At 60.7% G+C, this 18,428-nt stretch carries 15 protein-coding genes; 4 read left to right on the plus strand and 11 right to left on the minus strand.

The genetic code is table 11. The features are described from left to right. Positions 1–20 precede the first annotated feature (20 nt). A complete protein-coding gene (locus tag QA637_RS26665; RefSeq protein WP_153437161.1) occupies positions 21–704 on the minus strand; it encodes a LuxR C-terminal-related transcriptional regulator in 684 nt (227 codons plus the stop codon). A 215-nt stretch (positions 705–919) separates the two neighbouring features. Continuing rightward, positions 920–4,138, minus strand: coding sequence for a PAS domain S-box protein (locus tag QA637_RS26670; RefSeq protein ID WP_283067361.1), 3,219 nt, complete (start codon positions 4,136–4,138; stop codon positions 920–922). 380 nt (positions 4,139–4,518) lie between these two features. Between QA637_RS26670 and QA637_RS26675 the strand changes: the two genes are divergently transcribed. The 4 genes from QA637_RS26675 (at position 4,519) to QA637_RS26690 (ending at position 7,552) form a co-directional block, all read left to right on the plus strand. Beyond that, the gene (locus tag QA637_RS26675; protein ID WP_428843172.1) at positions 4,519–5,997 is read left to right on the plus strand and encodes a type II and III secretion system protein family protein; all 1,479 of its coding nucleotides are present in this window, start codon (positions 4,519–4,521) and stop codon (positions 5,995–5,997) included. Further along, positions 5,978–6,307 (plus strand): pilus assembly protein, encoded by a 330-nt coding sequence (locus QA637_RS26680; RefSeq protein WP_153442918.1) that lies wholly within the window; start codon positions 5,978–5,980, stop codon positions 6,305–6,307. Before QA637_RS26675 ends, QA637_RS26680 begins: the two co-directional genes overlap by 20 nt. A gap of 33 nt (positions 6,308–6,340) precedes the next feature. After that, complete coding sequence (locus tag QA637_RS26685; RefSeq protein WP_153442916.1) at positions 6,341–6,907, plus strand: L,D-transpeptidase; 567 nt, start codon at positions 6,341–6,343, stop codon at positions 6,905–6,907. A 93-nt stretch (positions 6,908–7,000) separates the two neighbouring features. Continuing rightward, complete coding sequence (locus QA637_RS26690; RefSeq protein WP_283065759.1) at positions 7,001–7,552, plus strand: hypothetical protein; 552 nt, start codon at positions 7,001–7,003, stop codon at positions 7,550–7,552. Positions 7,553–8,965: 1,413 nt separating this feature from the next. On the opposite strand, the gene QA637_RS26700 is transcribed toward QA637_RS26690, so the two are convergent. The 9 genes from QA637_RS26700 to QA637_RS26735 all read right to left on the minus strand — a co-directional run bounded on the left by QA637_RS26700 (position 8,966) and on the right by QA637_RS26735 (position 18,347). Then, positions 8,966–10,039 (minus strand): lipocalin-like domain-containing protein, encoded by a 1,074-nt coding sequence (locus QA637_RS26700; protein ID WP_153442910.1) that lies wholly within the window; start codon positions 10,037–10,039, stop codon positions 8,966–8,968. Next, positions 10,029–12,440, minus strand: a complete 2,412-nt coding sequence (locus tag QA637_RS26705; RefSeq protein WP_283065761.1) for an FtsX-like permease family protein — start codon at positions 12,438–12,440, stop codon at positions 10,029–10,031. The genes QA637_RS26700 and QA637_RS26705 overlap by 11 nt, the downstream gene beginning before the upstream one ends. Then, entirely contained in the window at positions 12,437–13,090 is a 654-nt protein-coding gene (locus QA637_RS26710) for an ABC transporter ATP-binding protein (protein WP_283067362.1), read from the minus strand. The genes QA637_RS26705 and QA637_RS26710 overlap by 4 nt, the downstream gene beginning before the upstream one ends. A 367-nt stretch (positions 13,091–13,457) precedes the next feature. Beyond that, complete coding sequence (locus QA637_RS31070) at positions 13,458–13,769, minus strand: archease (protein WP_428843173.1); 312 nt, start codon at positions 13,767–13,769, stop codon at positions 13,458–13,460. A 21-nt stretch (positions 13,770–13,790) separates the two neighbouring features. After that, positions 13,791–14,087, minus strand: coding sequence for a cytochrome c (locus QA637_RS26715; RefSeq protein WP_283065763.1), 297 nt, complete (start codon positions 14,085–14,087; stop codon positions 13,791–13,793). 10 nt (positions 14,088–14,097) lie between these two features. Continuing rightward, a complete protein-coding gene (locus QA637_RS26720; RefSeq protein WP_153442902.1) occupies positions 14,098–15,318 on the minus strand; it encodes a molybdopterin-dependent oxidoreductase in 1,221 nt (406 codons plus the stop codon). A 345-nt stretch (positions 15,319–15,663) separates the two neighbouring features. Continuing rightward, on the minus strand, positions 15,664–17,088 hold the full coding sequence (gene glnA, locus QA637_RS26725) for a type I glutamate--ammonia ligase (protein ID WP_153442900.1): 1,425 nt from the start codon (positions 17,086–17,088) through the stop codon (positions 15,664–15,666). An 85-nt stretch (positions 17,089–17,173) separates the two neighbouring features. Further along, the gene (locus QA637_RS26730; RefSeq protein ID WP_184108464.1) at positions 17,174–17,668 is read right to left on the minus strand and encodes an aminoacyl-tRNA deacylase; all 495 of its coding nucleotides are present in this window, start codon (positions 17,666–17,668) and stop codon (positions 17,174–17,176) included. A gap of 235 nt (positions 17,669–17,903) precedes the next feature. After that, complete coding sequence (locus QA637_RS26735; RefSeq protein WP_153442898.1) at positions 17,904–18,347, minus strand: universal stress protein; 444 nt, start codon at positions 18,345–18,347, stop codon at positions 17,904–17,906. Positions 18,348–18,428: the final 81 nt, after the last annotated feature.

Raw genomic sequence — 18,428 nt, forward strand, 5'->3', positions numbered from 1 at the left:
TCCGACCGGACTATGTCGGCCTAGCTTTCGGTCATGGGCAACAGGCGCGCCCCTGCGGCGGCCGCCTCCTGGCGGTTCCTGACCCGCAGACTGCGGAAGAGTGCTGCCATATGGATCTTCACGGTACCCTCGCCGAGGTTCAGCTTGCGGGCGATTTCCTTGTTCGAGAGCCCCTGCACAAGGAGCAGGAGAACCTCGCGCTGCCTTGGCGTGAGGAACTCGATCGTGCGATGGCTCCGCTCGTCCTGGTTTCCGCGGACGAGCGGAGGGACACCTGCTTCTTCGGGAGGGGAGGCGCGGCCCGCGATCGAAGGCGGCACATAAACTGCGCCGTTGAGAACGGCGCCTAGTGCTTCGGCAAGCTCGGTCGCCCCGAGGCCCTTTGGCACATAGCCGTTTATGCCGGCCGTGAGGGCGGACAATATGTCCGATCGACGGGACGATGCCGAAACCACAACGACCTTCAGTTCGGGGTGAACATCGCGTACGGCAGCGAGGCTGGCTGCACTCTGCATCCCCGGCATCGCCAAATCGAACAACGCCAACAATATGTCGCCGCGCCCACTGAGTCTTTCAACGGCTTCATCGAGCGACCCTGCATCGATGATCTCCGTGAATTGCAGTTTGCTCTTCAGGATGAAGCCGAGCGCGATCCGGAAGAATTCATCATCATCGGCAATAAGTGCGACGCGTGAGGCATTCATTACCTTGTCCTCGCCGGTTGTCTGGCGCTTGCGGGCCATCGATTCGGCTCGCCGGCGGTTCCGCAACTAACGATCGTCCCGGCGAATGCGTTCCCGTGTATTGCGCGTCAACGCGCAGTAGTACTGAGATTATGCCACACACGCAGCACGATGCGTAGGGTTAGATGCTCCTGATTGGCCCACAAAGCAGTCGCAACGCATGCTGTGCGGCCCCTTCAAAGCGAGCCGTCCTCGATCAACCTGGAAATTTCCCCTGCGGGCACGGGGCGCGAAAAAATATAGCCCTGAACCTCATGGAAACCTTCCGCATTCGCGATCGCCAGTTGATCCTCGGTCTCGATGCCCTCGATCGTCGTGGTCATCCCAAGGCTCCGGCCAAGCCCGGCGACGGCTCTCACGATTGCAAGCGATTCCTTCCCGTGCGGAAGGTCGCGGACAAAGGCTTGATCCACCTTGATCTTGTCGAAGGGAAAGGTTCTGAGGTAGCCAAGCGACGAATAGCCCGTTCCGAAATCGTCCATTGCGATTTTTACACCGAGGCTCCGCAAGTCGTGGAGCACTTGGACATTGTGCTCACTCTCGTCCAGCAGGACCGATTCGGTGATCTCCAATTGCAGGCGCGCGGGATTAAGCCCGGAAGACGAGAGGGCATCGGCCACTGCCTTGACGAGATTGCGATGTTTGAACTGGACCGGAGAGAGGTTGACTGCGATGCTTACATGCTCCGGCCATAGTGAGGCTTCGCGGCAGGCTTCAGCGAGTATCCACTCACCAATCGTCACGATCAATGCGGTTTCTTCTGCAATAGGGACGAACTCTGAAGGAGCAATCATCCCTCTTTCCGGATTGCGCCACCTCAATAGCGCTTCGCATCCCGTTACACGCCGTGATTTTAAGCTGATCAGCGGCTGGTAGAACAGCTCGAATTCGTTCCTTTCGAGGGCGCCCCTAAGTGCAATCTTCATCTTCTGGTGCGCCTGAAGTTGCGCGTGCATAGCCACATCGAAGCGCCTGTAAGTCCCCCGACCGCTTGACTTGGCGTTATAGAGGGCTATGTCGGCGGCCTTGATCAATTCGTCCGCCGAAGTCCCGTCATCCGGCGCAAAAGCAATCCCGACGCTCGCTCCGACAGTCGCGCTCACACCCTCAATGACGAACGGCTCGGAAAGGGTGTCGATTATCCGTTGGGCGACGCGAAAGGCCTCTTCATGGGTCCTTGCTGCCAAATATATGATAGCAAACTCGTCACCCCCGAGGCGGGCGACAATATCCGTTGCTCTCACAGACTCGACGAGTCGCGAAGATACCTGGCGCAACAAAGCGTCGCCGGCCGGATGCCCAAGAGTGTCGTTGATCGCCTTGAACCCATCGAGATCCAGGCACAGCACCGCCATGCGCTGGGACGCGTGCCTCTCGCTTAGCGCCCGATCGAAGGATTCGCGGAAGAACATCCGGTTTGAAAGCCCGGTAAGCATGTCGTGCCTTGCCATGTGGGCTAGCTGCTTCTGGGCCTGAAGCTTGTCTTCCTCTGCTCGACGGCGCTCGGTTATGTCTCGACAGAAAATAGAGATGCCGTCTTGCGTCGGGGACGCGCTGGCCTCGATCCATGTGTCGAGCGACGGCAAGTAATCTTCAAAGAAGGACCGAACGCGCCGACTCATGACTTCCTGGCAGTGCTTGGCAAAATTCCCCTTGATCTCTTTGGGGAACAGCTTCCAGAAGACTTGTCCGAGCGCCTCGTCCCCGATGTTGAGAAGTCGCTTCACGTTCTCATTCAAGTAGCGAATTCGCCATCCGGCATCTAGGAGCATGACGCTATCCATGGTGCTATCGAGAACCGACGATAGCTGATCGGCCGCGGCCTCGGCCCTCCTGTGCGCACGAATGATTTCCTCGCTGGCGCGCTTGGCGTCGGTGATGTCGCGCCAGATCGTAAGCATTCGGACTGGCCTTCCTTCATTTCCCAGGATGGGGGCCGCGATCACGTCCATGCATCTTTGCGCGCCCTCGGCATCGCGCACTGTGATCTCGAAGCGGGCCGTCTCCCCGGCTCTGACTTTTGCCCAACCCTCTAGAACCCTTTGTGCGTCCGCGTCGCTGCCGATAACGTCCCATGTCGTTTTCGTAAGCGGATCCCCCTCCGCGTGGCCGAAGATCCGCCGACCGGCTTTGTTCATAAGCAGCGGCTTTCCGTCCAGATCGAGTACGCGCACACAGTCGGGGCTGCTGTCGAAAATGCTTCTGATGAAGGCCTGCGATTCCTGTTGCGCGATCTCAGCGGCTCGGCGTTCCGTGATGTCGAGGACCGAGCCTACATATCCCAGAAATGTTCCATCGTCGGCAAAGCGAGGTTGGCCGACATCGATCACCCACGCCCACCTGCCATCGGCTCGCCGCAAGCGGTACTCGCTGCGGACCGGCTCCTTACCTGTTGCTGCGTGGAAGAATGTTTCTTGCACTTTCTCCCGGTCATCGGGATGGATCACATCCACCCAGCCGAAACCAAGGGCCTCGGCTTCCGTTTGGCCGGTGGTCTCAAGCCAGAGGCGATTGAAGAAACTCGTGTCGCCCGAAGGGTCCGCTACCCAGATCATCACCGGTGCGTCGTCGGCGATCGCCCGGAAGCGCGCCTCGCTTTCGCGTAGAGCCTCGACGGCGCGGCGAATATCGTCGACATCCTCAAGGACGCCATACCAGCGCGCAATTTCTCCAGCGCTGTTGCGCTTGGCCACCGCGCGGCCTCGGAACCAGCGGTAATGACCAGTTGCGGTCAAAAGCCGATATTCGACATCGAGGGGTTCGCCACTCGAAAGAGAGCGTTGCCACTGCGTGTGAACCATGGCGGCGTCCTGCGGATGCACGGCTTTTGCCCATCCACGTCCGAGCGTCTCCTTCTCGCCCAATCCGGTAAATTCGGTCCATCGCGGGCCTACTTCCAACACCTCGCCCTTCGCGTCAGCCGTCCAAGGAACCTGGGGATGCAAGTCTACGAGCGACCGATAGTGCTCTTCGCTGGCGCGCAGTGTTGCTTCGGTCTTACGAAGATGCGTGATTTCGACGATGGCGGCGACCAGGAATTTCTCTTCCTTCGCGCCAATCGGTATGCGCACGCAGCGCTTCTTGGTCAGCAGCGTCCGCGTGACGCCGTCTGGCGTGGTGATTTGCTCTTCGAGCTGACAGTCCTCGCCGGTGGAAAGGACCGCTCTGTCAAGCGCAACAATCCGATGGGCTTCCTCGCTTGGCAAAAAATCATAGTCCGTGCGTCCGAGGAGTTCATCGCGAGTTCTGCCCATAAGCCCGCATGCTTCGGTGTTTATGAAGACAAATCTCGACGCCTCGTCTTTGACGATCACCGGTTCGGCAATGCCATCGATAAGATACTGAAAGAAGTCATGGGACCTCTTCGGCGAACGTTCGGGAATCGGAGCGTTCATGCCACGGCTCTTCGACTGACGGCGGCGGGCCCCTTCCGCTGCAGTCGAGCCCCGCCTGGTTGTACTATCTGGACTAACTGATTTCGACCACAAGTAGTTCCCGGACGGCGGTCGTCAAGCCTGGCGATTGTGCCGGCGGACCGTTCGTGGCTAGGACCATTGCGAGCAGGATCGGCAAGGCGTGAGGCAGCGACGTCGCAAAAAACAGTCAGAGATTGCGTGTGAAATGCGCAGCCACTCTTGTCGGTAGAGCCGAAATGGGCGACCGTGCGCTTCGCGTAAGGGGCACCGAGTCGGGTTGGGGGGGGAAGAATTAAGGTGCGGCTTTGCCGCCGGGCGGTGGACAACGAGCGGAGGCTGGAGCGGAAATGCTGAGCAGAATGAGCAAGGGGTTGGCGCGAGCCGGAACCGTTCCGGCATTGACGGCGGTGGTAGGCGCCTGCACTTTATCGAGCCCCTATTTCATCGGTCGGGCGGACGCTCAGGAAGAATTCGTGAGCCTCACGGGCACCGTGGAGCACGTGACGTTGGCGCCGAACGACACGATCACGATCAGGACTGGAAAGTCCTTCGGCGACCTTGTGATCGGCAGCGCCGAGTTGATCGACGTCGTGCCGCTCTCCGAGAGGTCGCTGTTCATCCGCGGCAAGCAGACGGGGTCCACAAACATCTCCGTCTATGACGACAACAAGGCGCTGATAGGCGTCATCGACATCCGCGTCGCCAGCGACTTCAGCGAGGTTGCGGCGGCGATCCGATCCGCTGCACCTTCAGCGCGGATTCGGGTGTTCAATTCCAACGATCGCATTCGCCTGACCGGCACCGTGCGTGACGCCGTGGAATTACAGCGCGTGCTGGAGATCGCCCAGTCCTATTCCGATCAGCCGGTTCTTAACCAGTTGCGCGTCAGCGATTCCCAGCAGGTCATGCTGGAGGTGCGCGTGATCGAGGCTTCCCGCCAGACGGGGCGCGACCTCGGCATCGGCTGGTCCGGCCAAGGCAAGAACGGCATCGGCAAGGCAACGACCAGCCAGGGCATCGCTGTCGATGATGACGGAAACCTTGTCCGCACACTCGGAGATGCCGCGGGGGCGGCGACCGGCATGCAACCCTTCGGGCAGTTGATTGCCAAGGTGCTGGAGATTGCCGGCGGCCGGATCGACGTCGTCATCAATGCGCTAGAGCAGAAGGGCCTGGTGCGCCGGCTGGCGCAGCCGAACCTGATTGCCATGAGCGGCGAGACCGCAAGCTTCCACGCCGGCGGCGAGGTGCCGATCCAGACGACGGTTGCCAATGGCGCGACGGTCGCGACCGAAACCGATTACCGGCCTTTCGGCGTCAGGCTCACCTTCACGCCGGTGGTGCTCGACAGCGGGCTCATCAGTCTCAAGATCGAGCCGGAAGTCTCGGAGCTCGACACCTCGATCAACGTCAACGGCAATCCCGGCTTCATCTCGCGCGCGGCGAAGACCACGGTGGCGCTGCGCGACGGCCAGAGCTTCGCCATGGCCGGGTTGCTGCAGTCGATCAATGCCAAGGACGTTCAACAATTGCCGTGGGTGTCACAGGTTCCCGTGATCGGCGCGCTGTTCCGCTCGACGAGCTTCCTGAAGCGGGAGTCCGATCTCGTCATCATCGTCACGCCCCACATCGTGCGGCCGTCCGCACCCGGCGAGGACCTCTACAGCCCGCTCGACCAGACGCGCTCGTCGAACGACTGGGAGCTTTTTGCCCTCGGCATACTGGAGGTCGACAAGGACATGCTGCGGCGCTTCAGGAGTGGAGAAGGCATCAAAGGGCCTTATGGCCATCGTCTCGATCTTGACGTTGGAGGTGTCAATGCCGTTTCCAAGAAGTAGTCGCGTGTTCCTTTTAGCGGCCGCCGCATTCCTTTCGAGTTGCGCCGACTACCTGAATCATCGCGACACGATCACCTTCGGTCTCGGCAACGCGGTGGAAGCCAACAAGGGTATTCACACGCAGGAAGCTTTCCCGCGGGTGGCGCAGAACACGCGCATTGCCAGTGACGGCAAAGTGATTCACCGGGCGATGCGCACCTACCAAGGCGAAGGTCAGGCTGCCGCACCGGCGCCTTCGGCCGTGATCCTTCCGACGGCCACGCCTCCCGCGGGGACAAATGGCCCATCCGCCGATGGCACGGAAAACTAACATGATTGTGCATGTTTTCGGGAGCGCTCGGGTATGGGCGGCAGGTCGGCTATGAGCCGCGTTGCGCTAATCGTAGCTGCGACTGCCGCTATCGGACTCGCGCCTCTCGCTGGTGTGGTGGCGAGTGAGCGCGTGCCGCGTACCCTCGGACACCGGACGGGCATCGTTGTCGCGGCTACCCAGGATTATCCGCCTGGTACAATTGTGATCCACAGCAGCAAGCGGACCCTTGATCTTGTCCTCTCTCGAAGTCGCGCGATCCGTTACAGAATCGGCGTCGGTCGCGACGGCTTCCGGTGGAGCGGCGTCGTGAGGATTGGCCACAAGGCGGAATGGCCGGATTGGCGACCGCCCGCGGAGATGAGGGCGCGTGCGCCGGAACTTCCTGAACTCGTGCCGGCGGGGCCCTTCAATCCGATGGGAGCGCGCGGGATCTATCTTTACCGCGAAGGAACTGACACGCTCTATCGCATCCACGGGACGAACGAGCAGTCCACGGTCGGCGAGTTTGCGTCCTCCGGCTGCTTCCGGATGAGCAATGCCGATGTCATCGAACTTTTCGAGCGAGTGAAAATCGGGGCCACCGTGGTGGTGAAGTAGTGGGACGAGCAAAAGTGGGATTTCACAGGAACTCTGAAATACCGAGCCCGAAAGCGGGGCGCTCTCAGGCCCGGCTTGCGGCGGAGGAAGCGGATGACCAGCCTGGCGAATGCGGAAATTGATCCCGGCGATGCGAGAGGTGTTCGAGCCGCAAAGACGCGTACAAGTAACGCGCCGTTCATTGCCTTAGCCCTGGTTTTCCTCCCAATGAACGCCGGCACGCTCCTCTACACGGCCAAGAATGCAGCGGACGTCCGTGAGAGCCGCGAGGCGCTTGCTGCGGTCAAACGGTCCATTGACGGCCTGAAGGTGCAGATCGACAGGCAAGACCCCAACATCGGCGGGGCCGACGCCGCGATTATTCGCCAGCAGGTCGAGAAATTGGGCAAAGACCTATCCGTCCTCAGCGAGCGGATACGCTCCGGCTCCCTCGCTTCCGGCGGCTCCGTCATCCTGAGCGCACCCCGTAAGGGAGCGACGCAGCGCCTCGAGCCCCCGCCGGACGCGCCCCCGGGGGCCGAATCGTCGGCACCGGATGAGAGCCAGCCGGCGATCGATGCTGAGAGCCCCTCGATCGCCGATCTGCCACGCTATGAGCGATCCGTTTCGCCGGAGGGCAAGCTGATCCTGCGGAAGGTGCAATAGCAATCCTTCGCGTTTAGCATTGGGGCCTTGGCGGAGGAATTCACGGCGTTCTGGTTGCAGTTCCATCACCTTGACGGTGAAGAACACCTCATAGCCGGCGTGGCTGCGCTCAAGAGGCTGTTCGCCACGAGGGAGAAACGGGAGGTTATCAAACTCCAGACGGACGAATTTTTTACCCCGCACGCGAAGGCTTTCGGCCCCGACCGCCGAACAGAAGGAGGCGCTTCGGGTCTATGCAGTAAAGCACGGGCGTCTTTGGAACGGCATCAAGAAATCATAGGAAGCGGCACGTTATATCACGGGCCATGGTCAGTGCCCATGCGGGCAAGCGCTCGCCTGGGTATATCGGGAGATAACAAGCGAAGGAGCGCTTCTCGGCGAAACCTGACCATAGCCGAGGCGCGGCCGAACACCCCCATCGCGGCCACTCAGGACTGGGCGAATTCTCTGTCCAGCACCCCCATGATTATGTCGTCTTCCCATCTGCCGTTGATGAAAGGCTGAGTCCCGCTCGCGCCCTTCCCAGACGAACCCGCACTTACCATAGCAAGTGATCGCGCGGGTGTTGCTTGCCAGCACCCCATACTCGAGCGGCGGAAGCTCTCAGCCGGGCAATTGGCGATCGCACGAGCGATGCTGAACCCAGAGAAAAGAGACGAACGCGCTTCCTCGGCGCGCTATGTCCTCGGCCACAATGATGCCATTGCGCAATCCGTCACGAGTGGAGCCGAGACGCTCAATGCATCCGGCCGGCATCCTGAGGCGGCTAAGTCTGCATCCGGCTTGTCAGCGGGCATACCCTTGTCCCATATGTGGACGGCTCTCACTTGCAAGTGTTTTCTGCAGATTATTTTGATCGGATCGCTTGCTTCCATATGTGCGGCCTTTGGGTGTGGCCGCACATGACCACTGGCCAAGATGGTTTCCGCGACGCGAGTTCCAGACACATGATCGACCTTTACCAATTCGGATAATCTGTTCCACGGACGGTCTCCCTCGATTGAGCTTTCAACGAACTCATTCTGGCACATTTGATGCCGTTGGGAGCCGTCCACTTCAACACTTCATGACCCTGCCGGTGATCGCCCTGACCATCGTCCTTCAGCGCTTCATCGCCAAAGGGCTGCTGCTTGGCGCGCTAAAGGGGTAGTGTTGCGATGACCTTCTTCCTTGACCGGATGACCAAGCTCTTCGGCTCTGTGAAGTTGCTCCACGTGTTCGACCTTGCCGCAGATGACGGCGAGTTTCTCGTGCTCCCTGCTGCATCGGGATCCGGCAAGTCCACGGTGCTGAGCATGGGTGCCGGGTTGGAGAGGATCTCGAGCGGGCGCATCGGGCCGCGTCGTCACAAGCGAACAGTGCGCTGGCGACGTCCATCATTAGCGTTATCGTTTTCCGCTGCTCAGAGCTTGGCTAGTACCCGGTCATCTCCAGATAGCCCCTCCCACTGACACTGCCCTCAAAGGCGATCGGGCCTTCCCAATACGGCACGGACGTTGACATCCATGCTTGGTCGTTCAGAGGCTGGGTTGTGACGTCGAAGCCACGACTGGGAATCCGGACGTTCCAGGAAACAGGAATTTGACGCCCTGCGACTTTGGCGGTTCGCACGGGAGCGATCTTCAGCGCTGCCGCGGGTAAAGGGGTCGGTCGCCCGTCGGCAGTGATCCAGGTAGCGGAGGTGAATCCCTCTCCTTCATCTCTGAGACGGAAGCCCATGAGCTTCTCCCCTGTATCCAGATGCAGCGAGAACCAGTCCCAGCCGGTCTGGTCTTCTGCGAGCGGCTGTGATGACCACTCGCGGTCAAGCCAGGCTTTTCCCGTCACCGCGATATCCCCGTCGGGCAGCGATAGCGAGCCGCTCACGGCATAGAACGGTTGCGAATAGTAATAGCTGGCCTGACCCTTCGCTGATTTCAGCGAATAGCCGTTATCGCCCTGCGGCACCAACGGGCCAGTTGCCGATAGGCGGAGGTCATAACCGAATTCATCTGCCGTCGCAGTCAGGCTGAGCTCGGCCAGTTGATCCGCGCCCGGGGTTGTACGTCCCTTCATCTGCCAGTCATCGATCCAGGCCGAGAACGGCTTCGCAACGACCCCAGCCTGCCCCACTCCCCCGCGTGAAATACGTTCTGCAACGAAGTGGTCCTCTGAAGTGGTGACGGCTGCGTGACCCATCCAGAGCTGTGGGCTCGACCACCCGGTGGCCTCCCTTGGAGCAAGCGCTGACCGGAAAAGGGTCCACTGCGCTCCGTATTGAGTCCCGTCGGGAGCTTCAAGATTGGCCGTCAGATACCACCACTCTATCCGGAAGTCCGTATGAGGGCCGTGGTCCGCGGGGAAACGGAACGGCCGGCCGGGCTGCGGCACCGAAAACCCTTCAGCCGCCGAGCCGAGGCCAGCAAAACCCTGGTAGGCCGCTTGGCTTGCGCACAAGCTTGCCATGGTCGTCACCGCAAAAGCGATCGCAATCGATCTAACGCTCATTGGCGAATACCTTCAGAAGTTCCGACGGCGCGAGTCCCGCCAGCCGGCGAAGCGGGATGAATACGGAAACGACCGCAGCGGCGAGCGCGACGAGACCGAGCCGCACCCACTCGTAAGGAAAGAAATACATCGGCAGACGCCAGCCGAAGGCTTCGACGTTCACCACGGCGAGAAGGACCCACGCCAACGCCAGGCCGAGCGGCAAAGCGGCAATAAACGTCGCCAGCCAGAGCACCAGCGTCCTGAGAAGCTCGAGAAGAGCGAGATCGCGTCTTGTGACCCCTGTTGCCCACACGGGAGCAAGCTGCGGGAGGCGCATTTCCGAAAGCGTGAGCAGGCTCGAGAACATTGCCAATGCCGCAACCCCAAGCGTGAATATGTTCAACGCGCCAGTAACCAAGAATGTGCGATCGAAGATCCGCCGTGACTGTTCCTTCAGTGCCGCTTGATCGAGGATGTTCTCCGCTGGTAGTCCGAATTCGTCCGAGAGCTTCGAACGTAAGTCCGCAACCTGATCAGGCGGGACCCGCAGACCGTAGCGCAGGCGCGAGACGTGCGGGTAGTGAGTGATCAGGGCGTTTATTCCGGCCATGACCTGGCCCTTTGGGTTTCCGTAATCCGAATAGACACCGACAACCGTCGCCTTCCATTCGCTCGCCAAATCCAGCCGATCGCCGATGCGCAGCCGCTCTCGCCTCCAGAACTGTTCATTCACCAGCACCCCTTCACCGGACGCTACCCGATCCCAGACGTCCGGCATGCCAACGATAAGAGGCCAGTGCTTCCTATAGGTCGGATCGTCAACGACACCGAAGATCTGCATCGGCTGCCCCCGGATCTCGGCGTCTACGCTGGAGATCGGCAGCACCGATTCCACCTTCGTTGCGAGCCATGCGCTGAGCCTGTCTGCCTCGCCTTCATTCCGGGCAGCGACGTAAAGCTCCGCGGCGAGGCGTTGGTCGAGCCAGCCGACGAAGGTGAGACGGAAGCTCGACACCATGGTTCCAACGCCTACGTTTGCCGCCAGCGCAAGAAGTAATGCCATGAGCGCAAGGGAAAGTCCGGGAAGCTGCTGCCGGGCGTCGGCCCAGAACCACGTGACGAGCGCACTCGAAGACATTCGCTGCATCAAGGTGAGGAATCCGGAGAGCACGGCGGGAAGAAGTAGCGCCGCCCCGAGCAGCAGACAGCCAAGCACGCCAAAGCCCGCCTTGAGTCCATCCGCCCACGGAAGAAGAGCTCCCGAGAGGGCGAGCAAAGCCGCAGCGGCGAGCACCTGAAGCCGCCGCCCCTTTTCCGACGATCGCCTCCAGGCCCGAGGCTGAGCCGCCGCCAGCAAAGGCACCCTCGTCAGGCGCATTAGGCTCTGTGCCGACGAAACCAATGTTCCGGCCAATGCGATGGCAAAGCCCGATACCCACCACTCCGGCCGCAGAGAAAGCGTGCCAGGCACGCTGGCTCCGTAGAGTCCTTCGAGGGTTGCGGCCACTCCAGGTAGCAGCAGCGACGCGACCAGATATCCAATGGCGACACCGACTGCCCCGGCGGCAACGGCGAAAAGGGCAAGCTCGGCGAGCAGCAGGACCGCAAGCCTCCTCAGTGAAACGCCAAGGCAGCGAAGCGTTCTGAAGGTCGGCCGCCGTTGCTCGAAGGCGAGACCGATCGTCGAGTACACTATCAACAACCCTACCGCGAACGCGAGAAAACCGAAGGCGGTCAAATTGAGATGGAGGCTCTCGGTAAGATGCTCGACGTCAGTTTGCGCATTCCGCTCGCGAACCGAGAGCGTCGGAACAAGCTTTCCGAGCGGCTCCAGACCGGGACGTTGGTTTTCGGCGATCACAATCCGACTGAGTTCGCCGTCTCTTCTCAATAGCCTCTGGGCCAAGCCGATATCGATGAAGGCGGCGCCGTCGAGCATCCGATCCGAAATACGCAATGCGAGGCCGGTCTGCCCTCGGATCTTCTCCGCTGTTTCAGGAGAGACAACCAGCATGCCGGGTGGCGTGATGAAGGAAAGCAAGTCCTCGGCATTTCCCAGATCGACGGTCTGCGTCTCCGCCGGCATCGTCAGCGGGTCTATGCCAATCACCCTTAAGCGGGTGGCCCCAAACCGATATTCCCCCTCCAAAACTGGCGAGACCTTCCAGCCCGCCCGTCGGAGCCGCACGAAGGCGGACTGAGGAATCGCGCGGCCGTTTGGAGAGATCAGGTGCGCCAACCCGTTTTGATCGAGCACAGCCGCGGCACGGGCGTAGCTCGCGCGGGCTTCGGCGTTGATCGCCTGCACTCCGGACCACAGGGCAGTCGCCAGCGCCAGGCCCGACAAGAGAGCGCCAAGTTGCAGCGGCCGTCGTCGCCAATGGGACAGAAGTGCCGTGGCTGCGGTCCACATCGTCATTCGAGCTTCCCGGATCGCAAATACACCTGCCGGTCGAGCCTGTCCGCCAGTCTTTGCGAGTGTGTCACCAGGAGCAGCGTCGATCCGGTTTCCTTCGATAGCGAGAGCATCAGTTCCAGGACGGCGTCTCCGTTGGCCTCGTCCAGATTTCCTGTGGGTTCATCCGCCAGAACCAATCCGGGACGCGCGGCAAGGGTTCGTCCGATCGCCACCCGCTGCTGCTGTCCGGTGGAAAGCTGCTCGGGAAATCTGCTCAGCAATGTCCCGATTCCGAGGCGCTCCACGAGTTCATTTTCCCACACCGTATCGTAGCGTCCGGCAAGCTTGGCGTGGAAAGCGATGTTCGCAGCCACGTCTAGTGAGGGGACAAGGTTGAACTGCTGAAACACGAGGCCGACTTCAGTCCGCCTGTAGGCGGCGCGGTCCCGGTCATTCAGCTTGGAAATGTCTCGTCCCCCGATCACGATCTCGCCTGAGTCCGGTCTGTCCAGGCCGGCTACGAGATGCAGGAGGGTGCTCTTTCCGCTACCAGACTCCCCTGTCAGAGCTACTCTCTCTCCCGCGCCGAGATCGAGATTGATCCCTCTCAACACCTCAAGCCGCCCTTCGGCAGTCTCATAGGATTTCCTAAGATTGCGGAGAGCGATCACCGTGGCAGCCAAGATCAGGACGATTGCACATATGTAACTCTCCACTGCCACTTGGAAAAGCCTACGGTGAAGCGATGCGAATGCTGACCTATCTTCGGCCAACCATTGTTGCGACAGCACTAAAACGGTCCCAGATGACGCTTCGTGGTCGAATTTCCACTGAGGACTGACTCGCCTCTTAGGTATGTTTCAGGCCTGATGTGGTGGGCAAGATCCTGTTTTTCTCCTTTGCCGAGCCCGAGTGATCGCTGAGCCGCTGACGCAAAGTGGCAGTCGGCCAGCGGTTTGGTTCGCGGCAAGCTTTTGTTTCTAGGTTTGAACCCGGCGCCGCCTGTACGCCGCCGAGTCCCCCCAAGATGAATAAAGCCTAGGATCGCCATCTCGTAGATGATGGCGTCGAGCCAGTCCACGAAGAGCAATTCCAGTCGGTTTGGCGGCATTTCACCTCGACCTGCATATCCGCGACGATCGGACTGTAGGTGACAATTCGGGTTAGGCCCAAGGCGGCCTGCTCGAAGGCCTCCGCAACAGACCGACCTCTTCCGCACACGCCGATGTCGGCGTCATGATGGAAATGCTCCCGACCAAATCCCGATATCGGGCCCGTGATGCTCATCGCCGGCCTTCCCTTCCCGAAGAATGCGACCGGGCAAAACGATCCGGGGGGACCGGGACCCATAACTGCAGGCACAGCGCGCACTCACTTCCTGCCGTAGTTGGTCGAAAGATATTCCACGATCTTCTCCTGATCGCCCGCATCGATCGGCGCTCCAAACGCATTCACCATTTTGGTGACTTCGGTCCGCCAGCCCTTCTCGTCGAGGAAGGGTGAGTTCATCGCGACGTAATCCAGGCTGTGGCAGGCGGCGCAATTTTCCTCGACGACATCAAGATTGGCCCCCGGCGTCAGCTGGAACTCAGGACCATTGGCCCTCGCCGCGAAAGGGAGAGCAACCAGGGTGCCAGCCATCAGAAGAAATTTTCGCGAGATGCGCATGACGGCTTCCTCAAACCACCTTCAGGCCGAGCGCCTGCACGACATTGTTGTGGTATCCGGCGCCGTTGAAGAGCAACGAGTCGACCTGAGTCTGGCCCATCCGGTTGCGGGCCCGAACCATGACGCTCACCATTCCCGGCTGCTGTGGCCCAAGTTGATGGCTCCATTGCCGCCAAGAAAAGCGGCCAAGGTCTTGGCCCAATTGCGTCGGGGTCCAGCTCTTGCCGCCGTCGATCGAGATCGCCACGTCAACGATGCCGTAACCGCCATCCCATGCGATGCCCTTTAGATCGACCGGCTGGCCCGCCTTGACTTCCGCTCCCTCCTCCAAATTGGTGATCATCGAGTTCACGACCATCTCGGTGATCGGCGTGTTGGCGGAATTTGGCTGTTCCTGGCTGGTGAAGCGCTCGACGACGGGAAAGAGCGATCGCGGAATTCGGTAGGCCGGATTCATCCAGAATGACTTCAAGGGCTCCGTCAGCGCCTGGATCTCGGTCAGATGCTTCACCCAGTACGTACCCGTCCAGCCAGGCACCACCAGCCTTGCCGGAAATCCATTCCAATGCGGCAAGGCCTCGCCGTTCATCTCGTAGGCGATGAGCGTGTTTTCTTCGGTCGCCTTCCAGACCGGCAGGCTCTTCAGAAAATCGGGAGTCTTGTCGTGAACCGGCCCGTCTGCACCGTTAAAGGCGATCTCGATCGCGCCTTCGGCAAGTCCGGCCTTGTCGAGAACGTCCTTCAGGCGAACGCCGGCCCATCTCGCATTGCCCATTGCACCGGAACCCCATTCCACCCCCGGCACATGCGGTTCTGAAAAGCCGCGGCGATTACCGGAACATTGGCAGACGGCTGCGATCTCGACCCGTTCGAAGCTACCCTTCAGGTCGTCAAGCGTGAATTGAACCTGCCGTTCCACGGCTGGTCCACCAACCGCAAGTTTCCATGACGCCGCGTCCATCTCCGGAATGTCGGACAGGTGATAGCGGACGAAGAAGGCATTATTGGGCGTAAACGCTTCGTTGAAGTAATTGATCGGGGTCTCGAAGTTGGGCGGCCGGATCGTCTTCCTGATGAGAGGAACCTTGTCGGGCAGCGCCTCGAGCGCCTGCACGGCGATGGCGCCCTCCGGAAGAGCTTCCGCGGCGAGGCCGAGCTTCGAGAGCAAGCCGGACGCACCAACCACAGCCAAGGCGCTCGCTCCACCTTGGAGGACTTGCCGCCTGTTCATGTCGCTCCTCCCGAATTGCGATTTCCCTTCAGGATTCACGTGTATTGGAAAAGTAGCACGCACCCCCGCGATCGTCGAGGAAACAGCCGCGGCCGGCGCTAGAACTTCCACGCAGTTGGGCTGATTGAGAGGGTCGCAAGAGAATTGGTCGACCACGACGAGGGCTATGTGCGTTCCTTTGCTATGCAGGTGTGCCATGAACTGAAGTAACCGCTCGCGGCGACCTGACGCCCCTGAACTTCTGCTCGATGAGGATCCCGAGGCGGCCATGTCGAGGGGCGCACCGCCGACGCTCCCTTGAGGGATCAGACGTTCGGCTGGACGCGAGAACAGTCGCTATTGAGCCTAGACGTCATAATAGAGAACAAACTCGTATGGATGCGGGCGCATGCGTATCTCCGTGATCTCGTGCGAGCGCTTGTAGCCCACATAGGTCTCAACGACGTCCGTCGTGAACACGTCTCCGGCAAGGAGAAACTTGCGGTCCGCCTCAAGCGCATCGAGAGCCTCGCCGAGCGAGGCTGGTGTCGACGGGACTGCGGCGCGTTCAATCGGCGGCAGATCGTAGAGGTTCTTGTCAATCGGATCCCCCGGATCGATGCGGCTGCGGATGCCGTCGAGACCGGCCATGAGCATGGCAGCGAAGGCCAGATACGGATTGCAGGAGGGATCCGGGCACCGGAACTCCACCCGCTTGCTCCTGGGGTTGAGCGAGTACATCGGGATCCGGCACGCCGCGGAGCGGTTGCGGCGCGAATAGCCGAGATTGACCGGCGCCTCAAAACCCGGCACGAGCCGCCGGTAGGAATTGACGGTTGGAGCGCAGATGGCGAGCAGTGCCGGCGCGTGCTTGAGCAGCCCTCCGATATAGTAGCGCATCACTTCGCTTGAGCCGGCATAGCCGTCTCCGGCAAAGATCGGGCGATCTTGCTGCCAGATGCTCTGGTGAACGTGCATGCCCGAGCCGTTGTCGCCAAACAGGGGCTTCGGCATGAAGGTTGCGGTCATGCCGCGGCTGCGCGCGACGTTCTTCACGACATATTTGTAGATCATCACGCTGTCGGCCATGCGCGTCAGCGTCGCAAAGCGCATGTCGATCTCGCCCTGGCCACCGGTCGCGACCTCGTGGTGGTGTGCCTCGACCTCAATACCGATACGCTCGAGCAGAGTCACCATCAGGGTGCGGGCGTCCTGAAGAGTGTCGGCAGGCGGAACGGGGAAGTAGCCCTCTTTCGGGCGCAGCTTGTGTCCGAGGCCAGTCCCGTCCCTCGCCTTCCAATTCGCCTCGACGGCGTCGATCTCGTAATAGCCGTAGTTGGAGCCCTGATCATAATGGACCTCGTTGAAGACGAAGTGCTCCAGTTCCGGGCCGAAATACGCGGTATCGCCGATACCGGTGGCCTTGAGATAGGTTTCGGCCTTTTGTGCGATAAAGCGGGGGTCCCGGCTATAGGGTTGGGCGTTGACTGGGTCGAGAATATTGCAGATCAGGACGAGCGTCGGCGCCTCCGTAAACGGATCCAGGAAAGCGGTATTCGGATCAGGCACGACGAGCATGTCGCTTTCCTGTATTTCCTGGAAGCCCCGGATGGACGAGCCATCAAAGCCGATGCCATTGGTGAAGCTGTCCGTGTTGATGGCGCGCGGCGGCACGGAGAAATGCTGCCACAGGCCGGGAAGGTCTGCGAACCGCAGATCGATCATCGCGATCTCGCCGTCCTTTATCGTCCGAAGAACGTCATCCGGGCTGGCGTAGCTATTGTCAGACATCGCCGCCTCCCTTCCTCCTGTCGGTCCGTCGAAACGAGCCGTACCTCAACTGCGCCGCCGGCCGAGCGGCTGCGTAATCACTCGGTCACCTCACCGAGCGCGTGGGCCCCCGGTTTCGCGCGCTGAAACTCGCATGAAGCGCCTCCCGCGTGAGCCGCGCGAACTGGACCTGGCTCATATGGACGAGTGTGGCGTGATCGCCGCCCTCGAAATAAACCTCCGGTTGGCCGCAGACGCTGTCATCGATGACGACGTCCAGCTCGTAACACTCGCCGATCGGGGGAACAGCGCCGTGTGCGCAATCCGCGATCAACTGGTCGAGCTCATGCTTCGTGGCAAGCGTTAGGTCCTCGGCAAGTGCCAATTTGAGTTTCCTGAGCCGCACATGGCGGGAGGCAGGCAGAATGGCCAGAAGATAGCCGTCGCGTCTGCGCAGCACGACGCCTTTGGCCACGCAGCGGGCCGCGATGTGGCAGGCATGCGCGGTAAACATCGCCGATCTGGTCGGCCTGTGCTCGACCAGATCGTACTCGGCGCCCTTGCGATCGAGATATGACTGGAGTGTCAAAGCAATGGTCACAATCCCACCCTCCCCGGGGCGAGACCCTCGATCGTGAGGCTCCGCGCTTGCGTCTCACGATGCTCAACCATCCAATATAACACGTTCGCCGGCTCTCGCGTTCCACCTGTTCAATTGCGGCGAAGGTTCGGGCGATGCGCAGACGCGCCCATGGCGTTGCCGCTGAGTGCGCCAGCCGCGAGCTGTTCGCTTGTAGCAAAGCGGGCTTCGTTGGTTTTCGGTCAAACCGCCCGTCCTATTTCTTCCGGTAGACGAGCACCGGAATCGTCGAATGCGTCAGCACCTTGGCGGTCACGCTGCCGACAATTAGGGCGCCCACGCCGCTGCGCCCGTGCGAAGCCATGACAATGAGGTCGGCGCCGATGTCCTCCGCTTTCTGGATGATCGCGCGAAAGACTTCGTGGCTGCGAACCTGGTCGGTGGCGCAGGCAACACCCGCGCGCTCGGCCTGGGCTTGGGCTGCGGCAAGCGTCTGCGCCGCGTGCTCACGGGAAAGCGCCTCGTATTCTTCCCGTGTACTGCCCAACTGGTAGGAACTGGACGTGAAGAGATGGAAGGGCTCCATCACCGTGAACACGGTGATATTCGCGCCGACCTCCTTGGCAAAGGCGACTGCCGCATCCACGGCCACGGTGGCAAGAGACGAGCCGTCGGTGGGGATGAGAATGTTGCGGAACATTGAAAGCCTCTCAATCAAATCGGCTTCAGGCTAGCCGCGTCGCCCTGCACGCGTTGACGCATATCTGTAATTTAGCATTTA

It is taken from the genome of Sinorhizobium terangae, assembly GCF_029714365.1.
In the GTDB taxonomy this organism is placed as follows: Bacteria; Pseudomonadota; Alphaproteobacteria; order Rhizobiales; family Rhizobiaceae; genus Sinorhizobium; species Sinorhizobium terangae.